Genomic DNA, 21,577 nt, shown 5'->3' on the forward strand with positions numbered 1-21,577 from the left:
CCCTGCGAGAGCAATCCGAATTACACCGGCAAGCACGTCGGTTCGAACGAGTTTCAGTTCTACATCAACCCCACCGGCACGGCGCTCACCGACTCCATCGGCGAAGGAGCGCTCTTCTTCGCCCTGCAGTCCCATGCCAACCGTTCCCAGGTGACCGACGAGGGCGTCATCCGGACCCGTGCCTTCGATGTCGAAGCGCCCTTCATGCCCGACTTCCGTAACCAAGGCAAGCCCTTCGTCTTTTTCGGCTTCGGTTGTCACCTGAACGAGTTCGGCATCCCCAGCGAGGAGGCGTCGGCGGAGGGGGACGCCCTCGGCGAGGTCTACCTCACGGTGCCATCCAAGGGAGCGGTGGCGAGCTACGCCAGCACGGGTTACGAGTTCCTGGGGCCCAACAACCGCTTCCACGAGATCCTGTGGTCCGCCATCTTCAACAAGGACTACGCCAGGGGCCCGGAGGGCGGGGCCGTCGACTCCGACACGCTGCAGTCCCGTTGGCTGCTGTCGGCGTTACTGCAGGTGGGCGAGACCTCCGACGGCGACCCCGGGATCATCGACCGCCAGTGCCTGCTCGGGGATCCGCTGCTGCGGCTCGACGCCGGTGTCCCGCGCTTCAAGGTGGTGCGGCTCGTGAACGGAATCCTCACCGAGGACGGCCGCATCGGCGCCCTGGTGCCCTCGGATTCCGTGCGCGTCACCGTGGAGGTGCGGGACGAGCAAGGCATCGACTCGCTCTGGGTGGAGAAGCGTTTCCGTGACGGTCGCCGGGTCCCTATCCCGGCGTCGATCGTCGCCATCGCCGGCGTCGACACGGCGGCGCAGATACGGGCCAAGCGGGGCTACGCGGTGGCCTTCGCCGTGCTCTTCGACACCTGCGATTTCGATCTGGCCATTGGCGCCCGCGACCTCTCCGGCCGCGTCTCGGAGCTCTACGGCCGCGGCCAGTTCGAACAGCAGCTCATGGCCAACGGCTTGCCCGTGGAGAACGGCAGCGTGGTGGACGCCCGCACCGCCTTCCGCTACGTGGTAGCGAACTGCGTCCCCGATTCCACCCTCGACCTCGCAGTGTTCCTGGACGGCCAGCCGGTCCAGGGGGTGAGCACCACCCCGGACGAGCACTTCTTCACCTGGTTCGCGGACTTCGGCTGGAGCGTGGCGCCTGGAACGCACCTGCTCAGCTTCCGCCTCGACGGGCGGGAGATCGCCGCGCTGTCCCTCGTGGTGCCCGGCGCCTTCGCCTTGCGGGACGTGCTCGCCTTCCCCAACCCCTTCGCCGACCGGACGCATTTCTTTTTCAATCTGGACTCCGAGATCAGCGGCGGGCACGTGCGCATCACCGATTTGAACGGGCGTACCGTGCGCATTTTCGATCTGCGCGGCGGCGCCTTGCAGGACCTGCGTCCGGAGCCGGTGCCGGGCGGCGGTCTGGGTACCACGATGGCGCTCAACTACGTCGAATGGGATGGGACGGACAGCGCCGGAGAACAGGTCGCCAACGGCGTGTACTTCTACGACATCCTCATCACCGACGTGTCCGGACAGGAGATCAGGAAGCGCGACAAGGTGGTCGTGATGCGCTGACGGTCTTCCGGGGAGCGGCGTTCCCGCGCGCGGAACGCGCGGGTACGTGGATTGCAATGTCCGTCCCGACGACGAGGGCCCACGGGCGCAGCGGCAGGCGGAGCGGAAGCATGGGCGAGGGGGCCGGGCGCAGCAGGGTGTCCGAGGCCGAGACGCGACGTATCCTGGACGAGTTGCAGCAGCTCGTGACCGAACAGCGGAACGAGCGCACCCGCGACATCGATCTCGTAGACCTCGAAACCTGCCTGCGTCTCATCAACGACGAGGACCAGCGTGTCCCCGAGGTGGTGCGCGGGCAGATCCCCGCCATCGCCCGGGCCGTGACGTTGGTGGAGCGCAGCCTGCGCTCCGGCGGCCGGCTCGTTTACCTGGGAGCCGGCACCAGCGGCCGCCTCGGCGTCCTCGACGCTTCCGAATGTCCACCCACCTTCGGCAGCGAGCCGGGGCAGGTGGTGGGAATCATCGCTGGCGGGACCGAGGCGCTGCAGCGCGCGCAGGAAGGTGCCGAGGATCGCGAGGACGATGCCCGCCGCGATCTGGAAGCTCTGGGGCTCGAACGGCGCGACACCCTCGTCGCCCTCACCGCCAGCCGGCGCACGCCCTACGTCGTCGCCGGCTTGCGGTACGCGCGCACGGTCGGGGCGGCCACGGTGTTCATCACCTGCAACACGCCGCCCCCCGACATGGAGGCGGATGTGGTGATCGCTGCCGTCGTCGGTCCCGAGGTGCTGGCGGGTTCGACACGCCTCAAATCGGGCACGGCGCAGAAGCTCGTCCTCAACATGCTCTCCACCGCCACGATGATCCGTCTCGGCAAGGTGTACGAGAACTTGATGGTGGATCTGCGCCCCACGAGCCGCAAGCTGGAGGAGCGCAGCAAGGGCATCTTGATGCAGCTCCTCGGCCTCGCCTACACGGATGCAGCGGCCCTCCTCGAGTCGGCGCGCGGTTCGGTGAAGCTGGCGCTGTTCATGGGCCTCGCCGGGGGCAGCGCTGCGGAAGCCGAGAAGCGCCTGGCGGCCGCAGGGGGCGTCTTGCGTCGCGCCCTCGGGAAGGAGCCGGGATGAAAACCCGCCCCCTGACCGTCGCGGCCTTCGTGACGCTCCTCGGCGCCGCGCCGCTCGGCGCCGCGCCGCACGGTGCCGACGAACCGCTCGTGGACCTGGAGTCGCTCAACCGCCACATCGGCATGGAGTACCAGAGCGCCGTCACCTATGAAGAGCTGGTGGAGGAGGCGCTGGCGCGGCCGCTGGTGTTGCTCGGCGTGGTGCACGACCAGGAGTGCCCGGCGCGGCAGCTGCAGCGTCTCATCCTGGAGCTGCAGCAGCGCTCGGCGTCTCCCGTAGTTCTCGGCGTCGAGTTCGTCGACCGCGATGACGATGACATTCTGCAAGCCTTCCTCGCCGGCAGCATGGACGAGAACACTTTCCTGGCCCGGGTCTACCCGACGAGCCTGCTGCTCTCTCCGCAAGTGGGTCGATCGCACCTGGAGATCCTGCGCTTCGCACGCTTGCATCACATCGCCGTGCTGCCCCTCGAGAGCCGGCCGTCGGGGGCGCGCTCCCGGACGCTGCGCAACGCCGAGATCCGCTTCCATCTGGCAGAGCAGCTCGGCCGGCATCCGGAGGAGCGCCTCGTCGTCATGTACGGCGTCGATCATGTCCTCGGCGAGGACGACATCGCCGCCGGCTTGGGGACCGATCCCCTGGTGGTGACGAGCTACGCCGACAGCGTGCAGGAGCACTTCCGCCGCCGGCACGGACGGTACCCGCGGCCGGGTGAGGTGCTCCGCCTGCGCCCCGGCGTCTTCCTGGATCCATGCGAAGAGCCGCACAGCCGGCACTTGCTCGGCCTCGGGAGCGGCGAAGCCAGGGAGTGGTTGCTCACGGTGCTCGAGTCGGTCTACTTCGGCCAGCGCGACTCCCTGGAAGTTCTCGTGGCCGCCCTCGGCGATCCCGACGTGCGCTGGCGGCGGGCGGCGCACCACGCTCTTCGCTTCGCTTCCTCGGCCGACCTGGGCTACGATCCGGAGGCCGAGCCCGGCAGCCGCCGGGAGGCGCAGGCGCGCTGGCGCGCCTGGTGGGATGCGAAGCGAGCCGCGGGCCCCACGGCGCCCTGAGCCGTGCCGCGCTGCTCCTTCGCGGGTGCGGAGGTTCGGCGTGCTCGAGCATCTCCTGGCGCTGGCGCGCAAGCCCGAGCGCCGTGTTGTCGGCCTCATGTCCGGCACCTCCATGGATGGAATCGACGCGGCCCTCGTTCGCATCCAGGGCGGCGGCCCGTCGATCCGCGTGAAGCTGGAGCGCTTCGCCTGCTTTCCTTACGAGGGGACGCTCCGCGAGCGCCTGCTGCAGACGGCCTCCGGCGCGGCGTCGAACGCCCTCGACCACGCGGAGCTCGACTTCGCGGTGGCCGGGGCGTTCGCCCAGGCGGCTCTCGCCCTCGTGGACGTGGCGGGTCTGGCAACGCGGGATGTGGACCTCATCGGCAGCCACGGACAGACACTGGCGCATCGCGCCCCCGGCCCCGGCACCTTCGAGCCCCGGGCCTCGACCTGGCAGGCTGGTTCCGGCAGCGTCATCGCCGCGCTCACCGGCGTTCCCGTCATCGCCGACTTTCGCTGCGCCGACATCGCCCTCGGCGGCACTGGCGCGCCCCTCGTTCCCTATGCGGATTGGCTGCTCCGGCGCAGCGCGAAGGAAAGCCGGCTGATCCTCAACCTGGGCGGTATCGCCAACGTCACCTATCTCCGCGCCGGTTGCGCCCGCGAGGACGTGCTGGGCTTCGACGTCGGTCCAGCCAACATGGTGCTCGACTCCTTCGCGCGTGCCCTCCTCGGCCGCGACATGGACGCAGATGGAGCGGAAGCGGCACGCGGCAGCGCCGACTCGGAATGGGTGGAGGCTCTGCTCGGCGACGAGTTCTTCGCCCGGCCGGCGCCGAAGGCCGCGGGACGCGAAGAATTTGGCGGTGCCTACGTGGAGCGCTTGCTGCGCGAGGGCAAGGCCCGCGCTCTGGGGCGCGCTGCGCTCCTCGCCTCGGCGTTGGAGCTCACCGCCCAGGCCGTGGCGCGGGCGAGAGCGCAGCCGCCGCTGGCCAGCGAGCCGGTGGATGCGGTGTACGTGACCGGGGGCGGCCGCCGGAACGGCGCCCTCATGCGCCGCCTTGCCACGCTGCTTTCGCCGAGCCGGGTGCAGGGCCTGGAAGTGCTCGGCATCGACACCGACGCGAAGGAAGCCGTGGACTTCGCGGTGCTCGCCAACGAGAGTCTTCTCGGACACGCATGCAACCTGACCCAAGTCACGGGGGCGCAGCGGCCTTGCATCCTTGGCACCCTGGCGCTCGCTGGCGTGCCCGTGTCGCACTCCACCCCGCCGGAAGCAGGACGCCTTTCGTGAGCGCCGTGCCGCACCGTCGCCAGAGATGGCTCGTCTGCCTCGGGCTCGGGCTCCTGGGCTGCGCTTCCCGTCCCGTCCCCCTCCCGACGCCGGCGACGCCGGCGGAGTCGACACCGGAGCTGCCACCCGAACCCCGCATCCGCGTTTGCATCGCCGAGGCGGTGACCAGCGTTTCGTTCTCGTATGCCGGCAACGTGCGGCTGCGGCCCGATGCCAGTGAGGCACAGGATCTAGCAGGCACCGGGGTGCTCGCTGCCGCGGTGAAGGACGGCGCCATCCAGGTGCGCCGGAACGCGAACGCTCTTTGCAAGAGCGCCGCCCGCCTCGACCTGGAGCCGCTGGACGGGGCGACGCGCTGGCGCGTCGGCGACACCCAGTACCGTGGCGGGTTGCAGCTCGTGCGCACCGGCGACCTCCTCACCCTGGTGAACGAGCTCCCCCTGGAGGAATACCTGCGCGGCGTCGTGCCCTGGGAGATCGGCAAGCAGGAACCGTCGGCGGCGGCAGCGCTGGAGGCGCAGGCGGTGGCAGCGCGCACCTACGCCTACAAACGCATCGGCAGGTACCCCGAAGCCTCCTTCGACGTCTATGACGATGTCACCGATCAGGTCTATCAAGGCTGTCGGCGGGAGGATTCGCTGGCGAACGTGGCGATCCGGGCGACCTCCGGTCTCGTGCTGCGCGACCGCGACGGTCCCATCGAGGCCTACTACTCCTCCACCTGCGGCGGCCATACGGCGCGCATCGAAGCGGTGTGGAACAAGCCACCCGAAGCGGCGCTGCGCGGCGGGCGCGACGCCGCGGCGGACGGTGGCTCCTACTGCGCCGGCTCGCGTCACTTCCGCTGGAGCGAGTCCTGGAGCGGCGCCGGTCTCGAGCGCATCTTGCAGGAAACCTTACCGCGCGAGATGGGATGGCCCGTGGGCACACCGGTCGGGGCCCTCGTGGACCTCGAGATCGTCGCCCGTGACGAGAGCGGGCGCGTGCAAGAGCTGCGCGTGCAGACCAGCGTCGCCACCTTCCGTGTCCTCGGAGACCGCAGTCGCTGGGTGCTGCGGCCGCGTGATCGCGCCATCCTGCGCAGCACGCTGTTCCTCCTCGAAGTGGAACGGCAGAACGGTGCCATCGTGCGGGTGATCGCCTATGGGGGCGGCAACGGTCACGGTGTCGGCATGTGCCAGATGGGGGCGATCGAGATGGCGCGCCGCGGCATCGGCAGCGCCGACATCCTGGCGCACTACTACAACGGTGCCGCGCTGGTGCGCATGTACTAGCGGTGCCCGAGGAGGAACCGATGCACCTCGTTCTCGTCCGTCATGGCAGCGCCACGCGCGGTGGTCCCTGGGCCGACGTCGATCGCCCGCTCCTCGACGAGGGCGAACGTCAAGCGGCGCAGGTGGGACGCACGCTGTCGCGCTTGGGAGCACGGCCGGCGCGGTTGTGGACGAGCCCGGCGGCGCGCTGCCGGCGGACGGGAGAGATCATCGCCGCCGCACTCGGATTGGAAGCGGCGCAGGTGCGCGTGCAGGAAGAGCTCGCCGGTGGAGCTGGAGCGGCGGGCATCCTCGCGGCGCTGTCTCGCGCCGCGACGCAGAGCGAGGCGCCCTGGTGGATCGTAGTGGGGCACGAACCGGATCTCGGCATGCTGTCGCGGCATCTGCTGGCGTCGGCACACTCTCTACGCCTCGTCTTCGCTCCCGGCGCCTGCATCTGCCTGGATCTCGAGGATCACGGTTGGGCCCCGCCGGCGACGCTGCGCTGGGCGCTGACGCCGGAGGTCCTCGCGCTCGTGGCCGCTACGGGGGCGGAAGAGAAGCAGGCGCTCTCAGGAGCGCGCAAACGACCGGAGGATTCCAGCGAGGAAGGGCAGAGGATCCCGTGACGACCAGGGCGGACGCAGCGAGAGGAGCGGTGCTTCCTCTTGCAGACCGGGTTTTGCCAGGGCGAAGGAGCGCGAGAGTTGCTGCCCCGCGCGGCGTGGCTCCACCGCGATGCCGGTCAGGCTCGCAGCCCAGAGCGAGGGGAAGTCGACGCCATCCTCGGCCGCGAGCGCCCAGGTGTTGCCGGGGATGGTGCCTGCCGCTTGGAGATCGATCCTGCCAAAGCGATCCGGCCCCCAGATGAGGCGGGCATAACCGCGGAGCTGCCGCGTCCGCACCCAGGCGAGGCTGCGTTCCAGAACATCTTCGCCTTCGACGCTGGTCACGAGGACGAGCGGCGGCACACCGGCGACCCAGGCGAGGATGCAGGCTCCGGTGCAGCACCCAGCCGCGTCGACGACGAGTTGCACCTCGAAGGCAGGTTCGCCCCGCAGCACCGTGCGCCGGAGCGCCTTCTCCGTCCGAAATTCCTCCGCGTCATAGCCGTGCAGGTCGAGGGACTCTAGGTGCGCCAGCGCGTAATGCGGTTCGAGTGTCGGGCGCGAGGCGCGCAGGAGCTCGCGCCCGCGGCGCGAGCAGGGGATGAGGAGCGGCCGCGGCTCGAGATGGGCCGCGAGTTCCAGGAGCCGGGCGTTCCAGGCGAGGGGGTGGTGCTCGGGGTCGGGCAGGAGGTGCCGTTGGACACCGCGGGCCCAGAGCGCCGGCTCGAAACGGCGCGGCGAGAGCAGATGCAGCGGATTCCCCTGCCGCCGCAGACTCCACACGGCGAGCAGCGTCGCCGCGTCGGGGTCGACGAGCACCACCGGGTGGGGCGCGACGTGCTCGTCTGCACCCGGTTCGGGAGCCGGCGTTGGCTGTTCTGCGTCGGCGCGCGGCCACTCCTCGAGGCGTTCCGCTTCGAGGACTTCGCTGGTTGCGATCCGATCGGGCTCCCGCACGGTGCCTCCAGACCCTGCAACCCAAGGTGGCGACAGTGGCCTGATGTGGCGACAGTGGCCTGCCGAACGGCGGGCTCGCTGCACGGAGCGTGCCGGGAAATCCTGCCTGCCGCGATGTGGCGCGCGTCGTCGGGATGCGCGCACAGGATCGCGCGCCGCTGCGGTCTGGGGTACGCGTGGCTTACCGCGTCGACTACGCGGCGCGTTGACACGTATGGAATGATCTGTTAGCTTGCCTCGGCTCACCGAGTGCTGGATCGGGGACGTAGTTCAGCCTGGTTAGAACGCCGGCCTGTCAAGCCGGAGGTCGCGGGTTCGATCCCCGTCGTCCCCGCCAGCCCACCCTGCCGCTCTCCACCAATCCCCGCCACTTCCGCGACGCCCCTCCGCGGTGTGCCGCCTCAAGCGCCGCGCCGGAGCAAGAGCAAGGTCCGATCGTCCGGCGCGCCCGCTCCATCCAGGAAGCGATCGACGCGGTCGAAGATTTCCGCCGGGATCTCGTCCAGCGGCCGCTCTTGCAACCCCACGAGGATGGACTCCACCGACTCGTGATCGTCGAACATGTCGGGCTGACTGTCTTCGTGCACCACGTGCGCTTCGGGGATGCCGTCGCTCCACGCCGCGAACAGGCCCCCGGGTGGGATCTCTGCCGTGCCGATCTGGAACTCGGCGCCAGGCAATAGACCGACGGGCGGTCCGGTGGAGGCCAGGTGCTGGACGGCGCCGCCGGGGTCGAGGATGAGCGGCGACTCGTGGCCGGCATTGACGTAGTCCATGCGGTGAGTCGCCGGGTCGAGGAAGCCGATGAACATGGTGACGTAGCTCATGGAGTCGGTGGAGCGATACATCTGTGCATCCAGCCGCTGGACGAGATCCAGAGGATCCCGGCAGAGCTCGGCCAAGGAGCGGACGCCGGCGAGAGCGTTGGCCATGAGCAGCGCGGCGCCGACGCCGTGCCCGACCACGTCACCGAGGACGAGGGCGAAGCGCCCGCCGGCCAAGGGCAGCACGTCGTAGAGGTCGCCACCCACTTCGGTGGAAGGCTCCAGCTTGGCGCGGAGCTCGTAGCCTGGGGGCGCCGCCGGCGCCCGGGGGAGCAGCTCGCGCTGGATCCGGCGCGCCGTCTCCATCTCCTGCTGCATCCGGTCCTTCTCCCGCTGCATCTCCAGGAGACGGGCGTTGGTGATCTTGACCGCCAGGATGTTGGCGAGCAGCGCCAGATGCCGGAGGTGATCCTTGTTGTACGGCTGGGCGAACTCGATGGAGTCCACGTAGAGCACGCCGATCACCCGGGTGTTGTCGAAGAGCGGCGCCACCAGGGCCGAGCGGATCTTGCCGAGGATGACGCTGGCCTGCTGCTGGAAGCGCTGGTCCGCCTGCGCGTCGTGCACGAGCAGCGAGGCGCGCTCCTGGATCACCGTCTGCACCATGGTCTGGCTGAGGGCGAGCTGCAGGTTGGGGTCGTCCCCCTTGCTGCGAGCGGCGCGCAGCACCGGCTGGTTGTTGTTGTCGAGGAGGAGCAGGCAGGCGCGTTGGAAGGGCACGACGCGCTCCACCGTGTCGATGCAGACGCGAAAGATCTCCTCTTCCGGCTGGTGCCGCACCAAGAACTCGCCCATGTCCATGAGCACCTGGGAGAGATCGACGCCCTCGCTCTTCTCCAGCGACGGCCGCAGTTCCATCCAGTTGAGCTTGAAGGTGGAATCGAGCTGCACGTCTTCCCGGAACGCCGGCTGCACCGGCTGGTCGTCCACCTGCAGGCTCAGGGCGACGTTGCCGAAGGCGATCTGGTCGTTGGGTTGGAGGCGCTGCGCGGCGCGGACCCGGACGCCGTTCACCGTCGTACCGTTGCGGCTGCCAGAATCCTCCAGGACGAGGGCCTCGCCTTCGAGGCGGAGGAGCGCGTGCATTCGCGACACCGAACGGTCGGGAAGCGAGATCTCCAGATCCGAGCTACGCCCGATCCGCGTTTCTCCGGTGCCGATGGGGAATGAACGCAAGGTGCCGGCGATGAGACCGGTGAGTTTGAACTCCATGGGCGCCTACGGTAGCCCGGAGGCGGGGACGGGTCAAGACGGGGAGCCGTGCGCGCTGCGATCGCCGGCGGCGGCGCGATCGACGACGAAGGTGACTGCTGCGTCGCGGAGCGCGTGCGCCGGGACGCGGAGCGGGTCGGGGGCGGCATGCAGGACCTGTCGCAACGCCCAGGCCTTGCTCGCCCCATGCACGACGAAGAGCAGAGAGTCCGCGGCAGCGAGGGCGGGAATGGTGAGCGTGAGCCGCGAGGCGATGACAGGGGCCGGAGTGGCGACGACGAAGCGCGCGCGCTCTGCCGCCGCGGCGCTGCCCGGGAAGAGCGATGCCGTGTGGGCATCCTCGCCGAGTCCGAGGAGGACGAGATCGAGCCGCGGCGGCCGGCCGAGAAGCGAGCAGAGCAAATCTTCGTATTGCCGCGCCGCGTTGTCGAGGTCCGGGCTCCCGGCCGGCATGGGATGCACTTGCGAGGGCGGGATCGGCACCTGGTCGAGGAGCGCTTCGCGGGCCAGGCGCTGGTTGCTGTCGGGCGAATCGGGAGGAACGGCGCGCTCGTCGCCCCAAAAGACGAGGACGCGCTGCCAGTCCACGCCCGGCCAGGCGGCGAGGCGGCGGTAGACACCGCGCGGCGTGCTGCCGCCGGCGAGGGCGAGGGCGCAACGGCCGTGCTGTGCTTGTGCCTTGCCGATGGCAGCCACAAGACGCCGCGTTGCCTCATCCTCCACACTCTCGACGTCGGGGAGAACGATGCAGCGCATCATCGCGTGGACCTAGGGGATCACAGTTCAAGGCGGGCGGAGTCGAAACCCCACCCGCCTTTGTCTCCTGTGCGGCGCCCCGGAGCGTTGGGTTGAGCGCGCCAGGAGAAGAAACGGACTCACGAGTCCTCGCTCTGCCCAGGCAGCGGGAAACTCGGGGTCGAGACGAACCGTGGTGCGTGCAGTCTAGGCGCCTTCGCCCAGATGTCAACGGCCTGGCTCAGATCTCGGTGAGGCCGAGCCGTTCCCGGGCGAGGGCCGCCAGGTCGAGGGGGCTCCGGCGCGCGTCCCCTACCGGGCTCGCGAGCCAGCGGATGCCCCGACGCTCCAGGGAGGCGACGCGGTGCAGGTGCCCGCTCACCACCACGCGCACGTTGCGGGCCTTCTCGAGGCAGGTCCCGAGTTGGGAGCTCCCCAAGTAGGCATCGAAGAAAGGGATCTCGCCGAAGGCGCCTCGCTGTACCAAATCGAGACAGGGCAGCACGTGGACGGCGGCGAGGACGGCCGGTGCCGAGCGGACGGCAGCGAGCTGCCCCTGCAGCCGCTCGAGCATTTCGGCGCAGATCTCTTCGTCCCCAGCCCAGGCGTCGCCGCCGGCTGCGGCCGGGTGTGCACCTGCAATGTGGCGGGTGTCCCGCCGCGGCCAGAACACGTGGCCCCGGTCGTAGGCGCGGGTGCCGCGCCAGACGCCGGTCCGGTACACCGGGAGGTCGGCGACGGCGTCGAAGCTGGGATCGCGGAGGCTGAAGTCGTACCAGCCCGGGACGCCGACGATGGCGACGTCGCCCCAGTGCACTGGTTCCAACCCCAAGTAGTCGAAGCCAGCGGCGGCGGCGACGCGGGGGAGGATGGTCTCGAACTTTTCCCGGCTGTGCGCCGTTTCCGCCCTTTGTGGATCGCCTTCGACGAAGAGGTCGTGGTTCCCGGCGAGGTAGAGCCGCAAGGCCGGGATGGCGGCGAGGCGCTCCAGGCTCGCGGCGACGTCGCTGCTTTTCTCCGCCAGGTCGCCGGCGACGAGGAAGACGTCGGGTTTCGCGGCGCGGGCTACTTCGACGAGCGCTCCCAGCAAGTCGTGGTTGCGCGCGGAAAGATCGGTGTGCAGGTCCGAGATATAGGCGAGACGCATCGGCTCACCGCGTGGTTTCGAGGGCGCGGCGCAAAGCGGTGCGGGCGGCCGCTGCCTGCGAGGTCGCTGCCTCCAAGCTGCGCTCGGCGGCAGCGCGGGTTGCGGTCACGAAGTCGGCGTCGTCGGGGTGCTCCAGCGCCGCCAGGTTGATGGCCACGTTGTCGTAGGCGGCCTCGGCGGCGGCAGCGGCGCAGAGCGCGGCGACGCCCGCGTCGGAAACCGAAGCGGGCAAACCGCTCCGCACTGCCGCCACCGCGAGAGCGGCGATGCGTGCCGATTTCTCCAGGACCTGCAGCGGCACCAGGGCGGCACCGCGGGTCGCCTGCCGGCGCGCCGCGTCGCGGGCCGCGATTTCCGCCCCCGTGCTCCGTGGCAGTCGCAAGCTCGCGAGCACGGCGGCGAAGGCGGCGGCGTCCTCATCCACCGCGGCGAGGCAGGCCGCTTTGAGCTCCTGGGCCTCGACGGCCAGCGCTTCGAGCGCCGCACCTGCGGGTTCGGGCGGGCGCGAGGCGTGGGTCAGGTTCGCCACCATCGCTGCCAGTGCGGCACCGAGCGCGCCGCAGAGAGCGGCGACGCTGCCCCCGCCTGGGACGGCACTGTCGCTCGAGAGCTCGTCGACGAAAGTTTCGAGGCTGCTCCGCTGCAGGCGCGCCGCTGCGGCATCGCGCACCCGGTACTCCACCACCTTGGCGGCGGGGTCGAACGGCCCGAGCTCGTCCAGGCCGAGAGAGCGGACAGCGATGTGCACGAGCTCGCGTTCGGGGACACCCGTCGAGCGGCCCTGCTTGCGAAGGTAGTGTTTCCCTGCCGCGAGCAGCGCCGCACGTGGCACCAGTCCGACGATCTCGCTCCCCGTCACCCGCAGGCCGCGACGCGCCGCTTCCTCGCCGGCGGCATCGAAGACCGCATGCAGCGGCGTCACCTGGAGGTGGGTCAGATTGATGGAGATCTGCGCGCGGCCGTATTCCTCGATGTACCAGCCCACCGCCTTGACGTGAGGGAAGCGGCCCGGCTTCTTCACCGGCTCGCCCTGCGCATCGCGGAGCGGCTTGCCGTCCGGACCGCGCTGATTGCGGCCGGCTTCGCGCAGATCGAGGGCGATGTCGTGGGCGAGCTTCTTGTCCCGCGTGTTCAGGTTGATGTTGTAGGCGACGAGGAACTCTCGCGCGCCGATCACCGTGGCCCCGGCGCGGGCGTCGAAGCGGGCGGGGCCGCAATCGGGCTGCCATTCCGGGTCGCGCAACTTGGCTTCGAGACCCTCGTACTCGCCGGCGCGGATGTGGGCGAGATTGCGGCGCTCCGGGCGCGTCGCCGCCTCCTCGTACAAGTACACCGGGATGCCGAGCTCGCGCCCGACGCGCTCCCCCAGACGGCGCGCCAGCTGCACGCAGTCTTCCATGCTCGTGCCCTCGAGGGGCACGAAGGGACAGACATCGGTAGCGCCGAGGCGGGCGTGCTCGCCGTGATGACGGCGCATGTCGATGCGCTCCGCGGCGGTGCGGATGGCGCGGAAGGCTGCTTCCGCCACCGGCTCCGGCGGGCCCACGAAGGTGAAAACGGTGCGGTTCGTCGCTTGCCCCGGATCGACGTCGAGCAGCCCCACGCCCTCCACCGAGGTCACCGCGGTGGCAATGGCGTCGAGGACGGCTCGATCGCGACCTTCGCTGAAATTGGGTACGCACTCGACGAGCTGCATCGCCATCTCCCCGACAGTGCCGCACCTCGCTGCGGCACGAGTTCTGGCGCTTCCCTCGGACAGCGCTTCTCACTCATCGTAGTGGAGGTGTCGCCGTTCCTCAAGCCGACATGCTGACTGGAACCATGAGAGCCATGTCCTGACGCACGGGCGGACGGCGCTGGCTGCTTACGCCGGTGTCCTCGGCGCGGGTGGCGTGTCGCCGGGAGCGAGGTGGGGGAGCACGAACTGCAACACGGTCTCCTCGAGCTCGTCGAGCCTTTCCAGCAAGAGATGGCCCGCGCCCGGGAGGATGGTCATGCGGGCATGCTGGCCGAGCTGCTGCTGCAATGCCGCGAGTGCCGGCACCGGACAATAGGGATCTGCGTCACCGGCGACCAAGAGCACCGGTGTTGCGGTCCCGGTGAGGAAGCCGAAATCAGAATGGAGCAGCGCCGGGGCTACGCCTAAAAGCGCGGTGCCATCGAGGGCTCCGCCCTGCTCCGCTCCCAGCTGGAGCGCGATGCGGGCGCCGAAGGAGAACCCGCCGAGGACGAGAGCGCCGCCGCCGCGCCGGCGAGACGCCTCCTCCAGAGCCAGCGCCGCGTCCTCGTACTCGCCGTCGCCGCCGCTCCAGCTCCCGGCGCTCCGACCGACGCCGCGGAAGTTGAAACGGAGCGTCACCAATCCTGCTTTGACCAGCGCGCGGGCGACGCGATGCACCGCCTTGGTGTGCATGCTGCCGCCGTGTTGAGGGTGTGGGTGGCAGACGAGAGCGGCGCCGCGCGGCGCGCCCTCGGGCCAGTCGAGCCGCGCCTCCAAGGCGCCGGCCGGCCCCGCCAGGCTGAGGCTTTCCGTTCTGCGTCCCACGCCTCTCCTCGTCGCTCCGCCTCGCGTCGCGGCCGCTGTGCTATGGTGCGGGCGCAGACCCTCCACCCGGTGCGCGCCAAGGAGGATCGCATGGGGGCACGCGGCGCAGCCGGCAGCGACCACGACAGCCTAGACGCCCGCTCCTACTGCCGCGCCATGCTGCCACGGGTGTCGCGCACCTTCGCGCTCAACATCCGTGTCTTGCCGGCACCGCTCCAGGACGTCGTCCTGGAAGCCTACTTGTTCTGCCGCATGGCCGACACGGTGGAGGATTCCCGTCGCCTCGATCCGGCGCGGAAGGCGGAGTTGCTGCGCGACTTCGCCACCTTTTTCCCCTGGCAAGACGGGGTCCTGGAGCGCGTGCAGGCCTGGTCTTCTGCCTTCGCGGGCCTGGAGACGGCGGGTGCGGATCACGCCCTTTGCGCCGGCGCCGAACAGGTCTTTCGCGCCTTCGCCGCCGAACCGCCCGCCTTGCGCGCTCCCGTGGAGGCCTGCGTGGCGGAGATGGCCCTCGGCATGCGCGAGTTCGCTTTGCGCCGGCTGGCCTCGCCGCAGGGAGCGCTGCAGCTCGAAGACGGTGCCGACCTGGAGCGCTACTGCCACGTCGTGGCCGGGACGGTGGGGGCGATGCTGGTGCGCCTCTTCGCCGTGACCTCACCGCGTCTCGACGAGCAGAGGCAACGCCGTCTCCTGTCGCTGGCCGAGACCTTTGGCCGGGCGATGCAGCTCACCAACATCGTCAAAGACGTGGCTGAGGATGCGCGCGTCGGGGCTTGCTACGTGCCCCGGGCCCTCGCGGCGCGTTACCGCCTGTCGCCCGAAGCCTTGCTCGATCCGCGCCACCGCGCTCAGGCGCGCCAGGTGGTGTGCGAGCTGGTGGCACTGGCGGCGCGTTCGCTCGATGCCGCCGTCGCCTTCACCCTTCTCCTGCCGCGGCGCGAGGTGCGCTTGCGTCTCTTCTGCCTGTGGCCGATCTTCTTGGCGGCAGGGACGTTGCGGCGGGTGCTGCGGGACGAGGCCCTCTTCGTCCCCGGGGCGCGACCGCGCGTCGGCCGCAACGAGGTGCGGCGGACCCTCGGGACGACGACGCTGGCAGTGCTTTCGGATGGGGCCATTCGCTGGCTCTACGGGCGCCGGCGTGTGCAGCTGCAGGCCGCCCTGGCGGCTCGTTGAGTGGGAGTGCTCGCGGTGCGCAAGTTCTTCGTCCTCGACACCAACGTGCTCCTCCATGATCCGGAGTCGCTGCTCAGCTTCCAGGACAACCATGTGGTGGTCCCCATCTACGTCATCGAAGAAGTCGATCACTTCAAGCGCGACGCGAGCGAGCTCGGTAGCAATGCTCGTCGCGTCTCCCGACTCCTCGATGCTTTCCGGCGGCGGGGAAATCTGGCACAGGGCGTCCCCACCGACGCGGGCGGCACGCTCAGCGTCGCTCTGGACGGCGACCTGGAGCTCGCCCGGGTGAGCGGCGGCGGCAATTTCGTCGACAACGCACTGCTCACGATGTCTTTGGATCTGGCGCGGAAGCATCCGGGGACACCGGTGGTGCTGGTGACGAAGGACACCAACCTGCGCATCAAGGCCGACGCCCTCTCGATCTGCGCCGAAGACTACGAGGCCGGTCGCGTCGAGCTCGAGGCGGGGGAGACGGCGCACGCCGAAGTGGTGGCCGAAGCAGAAGCGCTGGAGCGGCTCTCGAGGGGCGAGAACGTCGAGATGCCCCTCCCGGGTTTGCACCCGAATCAGCACGTTCGCCTCCTCGGCCGCGACGGAGGCAAGCGCAGCGTCTTGGCGCGGGTCGAGCCGGGGACGCGCTGGCTGCAGCCGTTGCATCCGGAGATCCAGGAGCTCACCAACCTGCGCCCGCGCAACATGGAGCAGCACTTCGCTCTCGATGTGCTCCTGGACGACAGCATCAGTCTGGTCACTCTCATGGGTAAGGCGGGAACGGGGAAGACGCTGCTGGCGCTGGCCGCGGGCCTGTATCGCACCTGCGACAAGGACGCCTACGCACGTGTGCTCGTGGCGCGTCCGACGCTTCCCGTCGGGCGCGACCTGGGCTTCCTGCCCGGCGGGCTGAAGGAGAAGCTCAACCCCTGGATGCAGCCGATCTACGACAACTTGAACCTCTTGTTGCAACCTCCGGGCGCGGTGCACGCCGAGGCTATGCAGGTGGTGCAGCGACTCGTCGAACGCAGCCTGCTCGAGGTCGAGCCGCTCACCTACATCCGCGGCCGCACGATGTCGCGGCAGTATCTCGTCGTGGACGAGGCGCAGAATCTCACGCCCCTCGAGATCAAGACGATCGTCACGCGCGCCGGCGAAGGCACCAAGCTCGTCTTCACCGGCGATCCCGATCAGATCGACAATCCCTACATCGATTCCTCGTCGAGCGGTTTCAACAGCGTCGTGCGTCGCTTCCTCGGCGAACCGATGGCCGCGCACGTGCTCCTCAGCAAGGGCGAGCGCTCGGCACTCGCCGAGCGCGCTTCCGATCTGCTCTGAATCGACAGATCTCGCCCTGCATCACCTTCAGCATCACGCGCTCTGCCACCCCGCTGGCTCGGAACCACAGGCTCCTCCAACACCCGCGCCGGCAGTGCCGGTTTTTCCACCGCCGAGGAACCGGTTATCCACCGAGGCAGAGAGTGGAAGAGTTTGTCTCCGAGGCACTTCCAGCGGCGGTGGAAATCCTGCCCAAGACGACCCTGGAGAAGAGCGAAAGGCCTTGCGGCCCGCTCTGGATGCGGGTATCCACGGGATGCAGGTCGTACGAAGCGACCGCGGCACCGACAGTCGATCCCGCGAGCCTTGAGTGGAGCGGCGGTGACGGCCCGAAACGGTGTTCGAGGAGCAGCGATGCCACCCGAACGCCGTGGCGAAACCATGAGCCAGGGCCACATTGGCTGCGAACTGGCGGGAAGCGACACGAGGTGCACGGACCTCAAGAGGGGCGGTGGTCTCGGCGGAGACGAACCGGCCCGACCGTGAACGAAACTCTGGGGAGCGGGCTCGCAGCCCAAGCTCGGGAGAGGAGGCCAGCGGGAAGCCGCCGGCCATCGCGGACGGGACGAAACCCCTGGAGAGGTGGAAACCCAAGGGAGCAGCGACGCTCCCGCCGGGACCTCTCGGCGAGGGCGCGACGGACTTCCGGAGGGAGAAAGGCCCTGCAGCCGGGCGAGGGGCGCGGTGGAAGCCGCGCACCGTTCGAGCCGACGGCACGAGGGCAAGAGCGGGCCGAGAGGCACGTTCCCTCTCCGCGAAGGGAGAAGCTCCGAAGGGTGAACCCCACGGACGTGCGCGGCATGAAATAAGGCCGTGGAGGTCGGGGCGGAAGCAAAGCGCCGAGAGGGCTGACGAACCCTGAGGGCGCAACGAACCGGGCGAGGCAAACCCGGGAATGTGGGCCGCCACGATCGCAAGCGTCGAAGGGGAACGAACCCCACGGGAGGGGCTGCATCTGCTGAGGGTGCAGCGGCCCGTTCCGGTCAAACTCTGAAGGGTAGACAAGGCCAGGAGAGTTCGAAGCCGGCGAAATCAACCTCACCGGCAGCAGCGGGCAGAGCGAAGACCGCGAAGGTCGCCTTCGGGCAAGGCCAGGGCGGGAGCAGGAAACCAATACCCTGCTAGCTCGGCGCGCGCAGACCTCTGGAGACCAGTCGAAACCCAAGAGAGGAGCTCCAGGGCCCGCGAGGGCGCTTGGAGAGCTGGAACGGTGGCGAACTCCGAAGGGGCAGCGCGGCGCTTCGTGCGGCTTGTCTTTTTCCCGCCGTGGTCGATTCCACCCCCGTCGCGAGCACCACTCACCCACTTCGACGCGCGAGGTCGCAACGTCCGGGTGGCGGCGACGTCGGCCGCAGACCCTCTCGCCTGGTCTCGATTCTCGACTCTGCTCGGACTTCTCGCGGTGTGTCCCGAACTCGAACACACACGCTGGCTGCGTCCAGACCTCCCCTGGGCATCGAGCTTGCGTGGTTGGGCTGCGCCAGTCCCTGCGGTTCCGTTCCGTTCAAGAAGCTATCGTCCATGAAATCAATCACTTCTGATCGTACCTCGGTGATCGGGTCCACTTGCACCAGAGCCCGGGTAGGGACTATTTTGTCGAAGAGAAGAGACTTGGAAGGTCGGTTTTCGAGAGGGCCGGCGACAACCAGGCCGGTCCAGAAGAGGGTTCGGAGCGGCGAGGAGGCAGGTCCAGGATGAGCGAAGTCGTGGCCCGCGTGGAACGCAAACCGGGCATCCGTCCACCCCAGGTGCCGGCGGACGTGCTGCGGGCGCTGTACGAGAAGATGCTCTACGTCTACTACGTGGAGGAGCGCACCAAGGTCTTCGTGAAGTCGGGCAAGTGCTCCTTCCACGCCTCCAGCCGCGGACACGAGAAGCTGCAGATCTGCATGTCCATGCTGCTGCAGCCGGGGAAGGACTGGTTCTTCCCTTACTATCGCGAGAAAGCTCTCGTCGTCGGTCTCGGCATGCCGCTCCTCGACGTTTTCCTCGGGTTGCTGGCCCGTGAGGGCGATCCCAACTCGAACGGCCGCAACATGTCGGAGCACTTCTCCTCCCGAGCGCTGCGGGTGGTGTCGCCGACGGCGTGCACGGGGACGCAGTTCCTCCCCGCCGTGGGCATGGCGAAGGCGGTCGTAGCGGAGGGAAAGAACGAGATCGTCTACGTCTCGAGCGGCGAGGGTGCCACCAGCGAGGGCGAGTTCTTCGAGTCCCTCAACTGGGCCTGCCGCGAGCGCCTGCCGGTGCTCTTCCTGGTGCAGAACAACGGCTACGCCATCAGCGTCCCCCAATCCACCCAGACCGGGGCGCGGATCAGCGAGATGGCTCGGGGCTTCCGCCTGCGCACGCTCGAGGTGGATGGCACCCGCTTCACCGAGATGTACACCTCGCTCAAGCCTCTGGTGGAAGAGATGCGGCGGAACCGCACGCCGCTCCTTGTCGAGGGGCATGTCGTCCGTCTCGAGTCGCATTCGTCCTCCGACGACCAGATGAAGTACCGGAGCGCCGACGAGATGGAAGAGGTGCGGCAGCGCGATCCGTTGCGGCACACGGAGCTGCAGCTGCAGCAGCTCGGTTTGCTGACGGAAGCGGAGAAGGAGGCGCTGCACGAGCGCATCCGTAACGAGGTGAATGGGGCCGCCGACGCCGCCGACGCCCAACCGGAACCGAACCCGGCCTCGGTGATGGAGCACATCTACAGCCGCCAGAGCTTGCAGATCGTCGAGCGCGAGCCGCAAGCCCTGGGCGACAAGCCCATCACCATGGTGGAAGCGATCAACCGCGGTCTCCGGGAGGAGATGGAGCGCAACCCCAAGATCGTCATGTGGGGGGAGGACATCGCCGATCCGAAGGGCGGCGTCTTCGGCGTCACCCGCGGTCTGACCGAGCTGTTTCCAGAGCGGGTGGGCAACTCCCCGCTCGCCGAAGCGAGCATCGTCGGCGTCGCCCACGGCATGTCCATCGGCGGCTACAAGCCCGTGGTGGAGATCCAGTTCGGGGACTACATCTGGCCCGGGTTCATGCAGCTGCGCAACGAGATCCCGACGCTCCGCTGGCGGAGCGCCGGGGCTTGGACGACACCCATGGTGGTGCGCGTCGCAGTGGGCGGCTACATCCGCGGCGGCCCCTTCCACTCCCAGTCCATCGAGGCTTTGTACGCCCACACGCCGGGCTGGACCATCGCCTACCCGAGCAATGCCGCCGACGCCAAGGGGCTCATCAAGACGGCGTGCCGCATGGACGACCCGGTTCTCTTCATGGAGCACAAGGGCCTGTACCGCCAGGTGTACACGAAGGCGCTGGAGCCGGATGCGGACTACCTCGTCCCCTTCGGGCGGGCCCGCGTCGAGCGCGCTGGCGCCGATGTCACTGTCGTGACTTGGGGGAGCGGTGTCTACCGCGCCGTGCAGGCGGCGAAGCGCCTCGAAGACGAGGCAGGTGCTTCGGTGGAGGTCCTTGACCTCCGCACCCTGATGCCCTTCGACATGGAGGCGGTGCTTGCCAGCGTCAAGCGCACGTCCAAGGTGCTGGTCCTGCACGAGGCGGCGCTCACCGGCGGTTTCGGTGGCGAAATCGCCGCCCGCATCGCCGACGAGGCCTTCGAGTACCTGGATGCGCCGGTGAAACGGATTGGCGCGCTCGACTCCTTCGTTCCCTTCGCGCCGAGCCTGGAGACGGCGGTGCTCCCCGCCGCCGAACAAGTGGCGCAGGCGCTGCTCGAGCTCTTGCGCTTCTGACCCGCTCGGGGCCGGAAGCGCCAGCGAGCCGACGAGGCGCGGCAGCGGGTCCGCGGCCCCGGGGCGCGGATCCCTGGATTTCGCTCTTGCCGATGAGCGCGGGCGAGAGGTGAGGCTGGAACCGCAACTGAAGGGCGAGGTCATGAAACGAGCGATTCTTCTCGCGCTGCTACTCGTGCTCTCGTGGGCCTGCTTTGCCCAGCTCCAGGGCAAGTCGCGGGCTCCGGAAACCGAGATCGTCCTCCTGTACCACAGCGACACGAAGGGCGAGATCGAGGAGTGTGGGTGACCCTCGGGACGCAAAGGCGGCCTTGCTCGGCGAGCAATGGTCATCGGCAAATACCGTAAGGAGCACCCGAACGTCTGTGTCGTCGAGGGTGGCGGCTGGGCCGAGGGGCAGAGCGAGTCGCAGAAGTTTCAGAGCCTTTTCGTCGCCCGCATGATGGGCGACCTGGGCTATGCCGTGGTCAGCGTCGGTCCTTCGGACCTGCTCTACGGCGTGCAAACGCTGCAGGAAACGGCGAAGAAGGCCGGCCTCACCCTCATTTCCAGCAACATCCTGAAGAAGTCGACGGGCAAGCTGCTCTTCCAACCCTCGGTGGTACGGGAGTACCAGGGGGTGCGGGTGGGCTTCCTCGGCTGCGTGGCGAACAGCGCGAACTTGGCGACGGTGAACCCGGAAGCCGACGATTTCGCCGTCGCCGACCCGGAGTCGACCCTGCGAGCGCTCGTCCCTCAGGTGCGCAAGAAAGCCGACGTGATCGTGGTTTTCGACCACCGGGGATCACGGGCCAGCCAGCAGCTGGCGGACGAGGTCAAGGGCATCGACGTCATCGTCACGGGCGGCGAATCCATGGTGAATACGAAGCCCGTCGAGGTCGGCAACGAGGACATCGGCCACACGCTGGTGTGTGCCGCTGGTGACCGGGGCAAGTGGATCGGCGCCTTGAGCCTGATCGTGAGCGACAAGGGCAAGGTGCTGCGCTGGACCCACGAGATGCACGGTCTCGACAGCAATGTCCCCGAGGATTCGACCATGCGGGTGAAGGTGGACGCCTTCAAGGAGCAGCTGCGGGAA

Annotated in this window: 17 protein-coding genes and 1 tRNA gene; 12 read left to right on the forward strand and 6 right to left on the reverse strand. The window is 69.0% G+C overall.

Annotation, left to right across the window (positions count from 1 at the left end; translation table 11 throughout):
* The 6 genes from VFE28_07190 to VFE28_07215 form a co-directional block, all read left to right on the forward strand.
* Window positions 1-1,581, forward strand: a 1,581-nt coding sequence (locus tag VFE28_07190; GenBank protein ID HZM15770.1) for a C25 family cysteine peptidase, incomplete at its 5' end; no start/stop codon positions are given.
* 110 nt (window positions 1,582-1,691) lie between these two features.
* Entirely contained in the window at window positions 1,692-2,648 is a 957-nt protein-coding gene (gene murQ, locus VFE28_07195; GenBank protein ID HZM15771.1) for an N-acetylmuramic acid 6-phosphate etherase, read from the forward strand.
* The gene (locus VFE28_07200) at window positions 2,645-3,700 is read left to right on the forward strand and encodes a ChaN family lipoprotein (GenBank protein ID HZM15772.1); all 1,056 of its coding nucleotides are present in this window, start codon (window positions 2,645-2,647) and stop codon (window positions 3,698-3,700) included. Before murQ ends, VFE28_07200 begins: the two co-directional genes overlap by 4 nt.
* A gap of 40 nt (window positions 3,701-3,740) precedes the next feature.
* Window positions 3,741-4,976 (forward strand): anhydro-N-acetylmuramic acid kinase, encoded by a 1,236-nt coding sequence (locus VFE28_07205; GenBank protein ID HZM15773.1) that lies wholly within the window; start codon window positions 3,741-3,743, stop codon window positions 4,974-4,976.
* Entirely contained in the window at window positions 4,973-6,250 is a 1,278-nt protein-coding gene (locus tag VFE28_07210) for a SpoIID/LytB domain-containing protein (protein HZM15774.1), read from the forward strand. Before VFE28_07205 ends, VFE28_07210 begins: the two co-directional genes overlap by 4 nt.
* Before the next feature lie 20 nt (window positions 6,251-6,270).
* On the forward strand, window positions 6,271-6,858 hold the full coding sequence (locus VFE28_07215) for a histidine phosphatase family protein (GenBank protein ID HZM15775.1): 588 nt from the start codon (window positions 6,271-6,273) through the stop codon (window positions 6,856-6,858).
* Here the strand turns inward: VFE28_07215 and VFE28_07220 are convergent.
* Window positions 6,802-7,794 carry a hypothetical protein gene (locus tag VFE28_07220; GenBank protein ID HZM15776.1) on the reverse strand — a complete coding sequence of 331 codons (993 nt, stop codon included), beginning with the start codon at window positions 7,792-7,794 and terminating at the stop codon, window positions 6,802-6,804. The genes VFE28_07215 and VFE28_07220 overlap by 57 nt on opposite strands.
* A gap of 259 nt (window positions 7,795-8,053) precedes the next feature.
* Between VFE28_07220 and VFE28_07225 the strand changes: the two genes are divergently transcribed.
* Window positions 8,054-8,131: transfer RNA gene (locus VFE28_07225), tRNA-Asp, on the forward strand.
* Window positions 8,132-8,195: 64 nt separating this feature from the next.
* Here the strand turns inward: VFE28_07225 and VFE28_07230 are convergent.
* From VFE28_07230 to VFE28_07250, 5 genes are all read right to left on the reverse strand, one after another.
* Window positions 8,196-9,830, reverse strand: a complete 1,635-nt coding sequence (locus tag VFE28_07230) for a SpoIIE family protein phosphatase (GenBank protein HZM15777.1) — start codon at window positions 9,828-9,830, stop codon at window positions 8,196-8,198.
* Window positions 9,831-9,863: 33 nt separating this feature from the next.
* On the reverse strand, window positions 9,864-10,589 hold the full coding sequence (gene pgl, locus VFE28_07235; protein HZM15778.1) for a 6-phosphogluconolactonase: 726 nt from the start codon (window positions 10,587-10,589) through the stop codon (window positions 9,864-9,866).
* A 217-nt stretch (window positions 10,590-10,806) separates the two neighbouring features.
* Window positions 10,807-11,712, reverse strand: coding sequence for a metallophosphoesterase (locus VFE28_07240; protein ID HZM15779.1), 906 nt, complete (start codon window positions 11,710-11,712; stop codon window positions 10,807-10,809).
* Window positions 11,713-11,716: 4 nt separating this feature from the next.
* Complete coding sequence (gene ftcD / locus VFE28_07245) at window positions 11,717-13,408, reverse strand: glutamate formimidoyltransferase (protein ID HZM15780.1); 1,692 nt, start codon at window positions 13,406-13,408, stop codon at window positions 11,717-11,719.
* A gap of 168 nt (window positions 13,409-13,576) precedes the next feature.
* Window positions 13,577-14,257 carry an alpha/beta fold hydrolase gene (locus VFE28_07250; GenBank protein HZM15781.1) on the reverse strand — a complete coding sequence of 227 codons (681 nt, stop codon included), beginning with the start codon at window positions 14,255-14,257 and terminating at the stop codon, window positions 13,577-13,579.
* A 90-nt stretch (window positions 14,258-14,347) separates the two neighbouring features.
* Between VFE28_07250 and VFE28_07255 the strand changes: the two genes are divergently transcribed.
* The 5 genes from VFE28_07255 to VFE28_07275 form a co-directional block, all read left to right on the forward strand.
* Window positions 14,348-15,430 carry a squalene/phytoene synthase family protein gene (locus tag VFE28_07255; GenBank protein ID HZM15782.1) on the forward strand — a complete coding sequence of 361 codons (1,083 nt, stop codon included), beginning with the start codon at window positions 14,348-14,350 and terminating at the stop codon, window positions 15,428-15,430.
* Window positions 15,431-15,445: 15 nt separating this feature from the next.
* Complete coding sequence (locus VFE28_07260) at window positions 15,446-16,762, forward strand: PhoH family protein (GenBank protein ID HZM15783.1); 1,317 nt, start codon at window positions 15,446-15,448, stop codon at window positions 16,760-16,762.
* A gap of 1,694 nt (window positions 16,763-18,456) precedes the next feature.
* A complete protein-coding gene (locus tag VFE28_07265; protein ID HZM15784.1) occupies window positions 18,457-20,499 on the forward strand; it encodes a thiamine pyrophosphate-dependent enzyme in 2,043 nt (680 codons plus the stop codon).
* A 142-nt stretch (window positions 20,500-20,641) separates the two neighbouring features.
* Complete coding sequence (locus VFE28_07270; protein ID HZM15785.1) at window positions 20,642-20,788, forward strand: hypothetical protein; 147 nt, start codon at window positions 20,642-20,644, stop codon at window positions 20,786-20,788.
* 36 nt (window positions 20,789-20,824) lie between these two features.
* A partial coding sequence (locus tag VFE28_07275) for a hypothetical protein (protein HZM15786.1) occupies window positions 20,825-21,577 on the forward strand: 753 nt, incomplete at its 3' end.

The organism is Candidatus Krumholzibacteriia bacterium (assembly GCA_035649275.1).
Classification (GTDB): Bacteria; Krumholzibacteriota; Krumholzibacteriia.